The organism is Noviherbaspirillum pedocola, from assembly GCF_016632335.1.
GTDB lineage: Bacteria > Pseudomonadota > Gammaproteobacteria > Burkholderiales > Burkholderiaceae_D > Noviherbaspirillum_A > Noviherbaspirillum_A pedocola.
Map to the genome: position 1 here is coordinate 1 of NZ_JAEPBG010000060.1, position 3,920 is coordinate 3,920.

The following is a 3,920-nucleotide window of genomic DNA, read 5'->3' on the forward strand; positions in this document are numbered from 1 at the left end:
GTCTGACCGCCTCCGTCTTGAATTCTTCCGTGTACTGCCGTTTCGGCACCAACTTCTCACCCATGCATTCCTCCATACAGCCAGAAAGTTAACAAACTTCCTGCTGTACGTGAAATCGGGGCAGGGTCAATTTTTGGTTGGGTCACTGTGCCAGATAGCCGCCGTCTACCGGGTAATAAGCGCCCGTCACAAAACTGGCGCGTTCGCTGCTCAACCATGCGGCGAGTTCCGCGATTTCCTGCGGCAATCCCAATCTTCCCATCGGATGTTTAGCTGCAAGACCGCTTAATGTTTTGGGATCCTTGTGTTCCAGCATAGGTGTTGCGATATATCCAGGACCAATCGCATTGACCCTGATTCCTTTTCCTGCGTAATCAAGCGCTGCACTTTTCGTCAGGCCGATAACTCCATGCTTGGAGGCGACGTATGCGCCTAAATTTTGCCCAGCCACTTGCCCCATGACAGAGGCAGTGTTGACGATGGAGCCACCTCCGTATGCAATCATGGCAGGTATTTGCGCTCTCAATCCATAGAACACGCCGGAGAGGTTAATTGCGAGCATCTGGTCCCAATCTTTTAGCGCAATCTCTGCAACAGGCGCATAAATCTTGCCTGGTCCGACGCTGATGCCCGCGTTATTGCAGGCGATATGAAGGCCGCCGAAATGCTCATTTGCCTGGGCCACCGCACGGTGGTGATCGTCAGGATTTGCGGCGTCAAGTTGGCAAAACCTTGCGACACCGCCTGCCTTCAGGATCAGTTCAACTGTCTCGTGGCCACCGTCGTCTGATCGGTCGGTGACCAGCACTTTCGATCCATCGCGCGCAAGGGCCAATGCGATGGATCGTCCAATCCCTGATGCTGCGCCGGTGACGAGGGCAACCTTGTTTTTTAGTGACATGTCATTTCCGTTTCAAGACTGTCCCTGTTATTTACCTTCCTTGACGTCCACGAAGGTGTCGATGACAACTGGAACATACTGGCTACCCTTCTTCTCGATCTTCGCCACGTACATGTTGGCCACCGCGTCCCTCGTGTCCGGGTCGATCATGAGGTTGCCACGAGGACTCTTGATTTTCAACCCTTTCATCGCTGCCATGATTTTTTCCGGATCAAGCTTGCCATTGAGCTTGCGGGATACCTCATAAATGACAGCCATTCCGTCATACCCGCCGAGAGCGATCGCGCCTGGATTTTTGCCTGCTATCTTCAGGTACGCTGTTTTGAATTTCGCGTTTTCCTCGTTATTCAGGGTGTCGTAATATTGAATGGTATTGGTGATGTATGCAGCGGCGTCGCCCATTGGCTTGATGTATTCCTCCGCAAGATCGGTTGTCGTTAGCAGCTTCATTCCCGCTTGCGGAAGGCCACGCTCGACATAGTTCTTCATGAAGGAAACCATCGGATCGCCGGACGGCACAAACAGATAGACGGCATCCGCGCCGGATTCTTTTAGGCGCTGAACATACGGTGCATATTCTAGGCTCGCCAATGGCATCCGGGAGTTGCCGATGATTTTCCCGCCCAGCGATTCAAACGCTTCCTGAAACGCCACTTCGCAGTCAATCCCTGGTGCATAGTCGGACACCATGGTGTACACCTTGCGTACGCCGTTTTTATAAGCCCATTTCGCCATGGAAGCGGAGGTTTGTATGTTGCTGTATGAAACCCTTACGAGATAAGGAGATTTCGCAGTCAGGCCGGAAGCTGCGGCGAGCATGACGATGGTCGGTTTCTTGGCTTGAGCCGAAAGATTGGCGACAGATAATGCGTCCGGGGACAGCGCAAAGCCGGCGAGAAAATCTACCCGCTCCCTAGTTATCAGTTCTTGCGCAAGTCGCCTGGCGGTCTCCGGGGTGTTTGTCGTGTTATCGCGAACGATGATTTCCACCTTTTTCCCTGCCACAGTGTCTCCATAGTTTGCCATGTATGCCTGCATCGATTGATGGAAGCCTTGGCCATATAGCGCAAACGCTCCTGACATTGGAGCGACTAGGCCAATTTTTATCGTCTCTTGCGCGAACACCGGCATGCCAAACGATGCTGCAACAATGATGTACAGGCTGGTCTTGAATATTTTCAATAAATAGTTCACGTTAGTCTCCTCGCATTTGAATTTTGACGTTTATATGCGCTTTTCAGTTCGCTTTTCGAGATGTCTCTCCAAGGAAGCTTAGGTTGACATAGCAACCTAATCGTCAGTGGAAGATTAGTTCCACAGTGTTGACTAGTCAACCTGAAAGGTGGGTTTTTTGTACCAATAGAATGAGGACAGCGATGACGACGAAATATCGGCACTACAAAGGCGGTGACTACGAGCTCGTTTACGAGGCAAGGATGGAGGCAGACCACAGCCCCGTCATCGTTTACCGGGCAGCGAATGGGACGATCTGGTGCCGTCCCAGATCCGTGTTCTTCGAGATGGTTGGGCACCTTGAATAACATGTGATTTCGCCGTCATCAGCGAGCCAGGCATTTGAATGCGCCCAACAATGCGTGAGTGTCGTCGTTTCCCGACCTCTTTTTCAGGTTGTGCTGCTCGTTTTCGGCGATCCGGACGGACCTCGGTCATCAGAATGCCTCGACCCCGGCCTCCTTCATATAGACCAGACGCTGCAAGTTGTAAGCAGCGACCTTCCAGTTCAGGTGCAATCTTGCCCGTGCCAGGCCAATGCAGCGCAGCGCCTTGCCGCCCATCTGTGCCAAGCCCGCAAACACGTGCTCGATGCGCGCACGCGTCCTGGCAATGCGATGATTGCGCCGCTGCTGGACCGCAGAGAGCGGCTTGTCCTTGCTTCCTTTGCGCTGGATGTGCAGGCGCCAGCCCTGTTTGCTCAGCCGCGCTTCGCGCTCGCCATCGACATAGCCCTTGTCGGCCAGGATGTCCCGGCTCGTGTTGGCGCAATCGAGCACGTCTTCGAAATGCATGGTGTCGTGTTCGCTTGCCGTGCTCACCTTGAGCTTGCGCACCAGCGTGTAGCGCTTGTCGGCGTTGGCCGACACCTTGTAGCCGAAGTAGGACTTGCCGTGTTTCTTCGTCCAGCGCGCCTCCACGTCCTTCTGGCGCCGCTTGGCCGGCTTCCAGTCAGCCGGCATCGCGCCTTCACTGACGATGGCTTTCTCTTCCTTGCTCAGCGATTGCCTGGGCGCCTGTACGATGCTCGCGTCGATCATCTGGCCGCCACGCGCAATGTAGCCGTGCCGGGACAGCTGGCGATTAACGGCATCGAACACGCTCTCGCTGGCGCCGGCCTGGATCAAGCGCTCCTTGAAGGTCCAGATCGTAGTCCGGTCCGGGATCTGGCTGCTGGCACGTAAGCCGACGAAGCGCTGGAAACTCAACCGGTCGAGCAGCTGGAATTCCATCTGCTCATCACTCAAGTTAAATAGCTGCTGGATCAGCAGTACGCGCACCATCAGTTCGGTGGGAAACGGCGGACGGCCGCCGCGCTCGCGGCTGGGGCGCGGTGCCGCAAGGTCAATCTCCGCAGCAAGGGCGGCGAAGTCAACATGCTGCTCCATCACCTGCAGCGCATCACCAAGCTTGTTGAGCTTGGCTTCGCGCTCCTGGTCGGCAAACAGACTGGTCTTGATCATGAAAATTTATGTCAGGCTTGAGGCGTCCACATCTTGCCAGACTCGCGCGGGTTTTTCGAGGTGCCCTGTTGAGGTTGACGGCAAGCGGGTGCCTCGGTTTTCCGTGATTGTCATTAACGGTGGTTTGTTGAAATAGGAAAATCAGAAGAAATTAGAACAAGTTTTAAGGGTTTCCCTGCAGTTGCAGTCATGCCTTCCTAAGCAGGTACGCAAAAGTCTTTTGAAAAGACATGCTTCAACCAAAAGTGAGGGGATAGTACGCCGGAAGCCCGCAATGCTTCCTTATTCGATAGACTGCGCAAATACGTGATGAACGAGTCAGC

Annotated in this window: 4 protein-coding genes; 1 reads left to right on the plus strand and 3 read right to left on the minus strand. The window is 54.3% G+C overall.

Features of this window, described 5'->3' with window-relative positions:
• Window positions 1-142: 142 nt before the first annotated feature.
• On the minus strand, window positions 143-901 hold the full coding sequence (locus JJB74_RS32815; protein WP_200598744.1) for an SDR family NAD(P)-dependent oxidoreductase: 759 nt from the start codon (window positions 899-901) through the stop codon (window positions 143-145).
• A gap of 27 nt (window positions 902-928) precedes the next feature.
• Complete coding sequence (locus JJB74_RS32820) at window positions 929-2,095, minus strand: ABC transporter substrate-binding protein (protein ID WP_325170224.1); 1,167 nt, start codon at window positions 2,093-2,095, stop codon at window positions 929-931.
• Window positions 2,096-2,277: 182 nt separating this feature from the next.
• Between JJB74_RS32820 and JJB74_RS32825 the strand changes: the two genes are divergently transcribed.
• Complete coding sequence (locus JJB74_RS32825; RefSeq protein WP_200598745.1) at window positions 2,278-2,442, plus strand: DUF1653 domain-containing protein; 165 nt, start codon at window positions 2,278-2,280, stop codon at window positions 2,440-2,442.
• A 129-nt stretch (window positions 2,443-2,571) separates the two neighbouring features.
• Here JJB74_RS32825 and JJB74_RS32830 read toward each other — a convergent pair whose 3' ends face one another.
• Window positions 2,572-3,597 carry an IS5 family transposase gene (locus tag JJB74_RS32830; protein WP_200598746.1) on the minus strand — a complete coding sequence of 342 codons (1,026 nt, stop codon included), beginning with the start codon at window positions 3,595-3,597 and terminating at the stop codon, window positions 2,572-2,574.
• Window positions 3,598-3,920 lie beyond the last annotated feature (323 nt).

Excerpts from the sequence above, each read along its gene's own strand:
- JJB74_RS32815 (WP_200598744.1), bottom strand. The coding sequence starts at position 901 with ATGTCACTAAAAAACAAGGTTGCCCTCGTCACCGGCGCAGCATCAGGG.
- JJB74_RS32825 (WP_200598745.1), top strand. The coding sequence starts at position 2,278 with ATGACGACGAAATATCGGCACTACAAAGGCGGTGACTACGAGCTCGTT.
- JJB74_RS32830 (WP_200598746.1), bottom strand. The coding sequence starts at position 3,597 with ATGATCAAGACCAGTCTGTTTGCCGACCAGGAGCGCGAAGCCAAGCTC.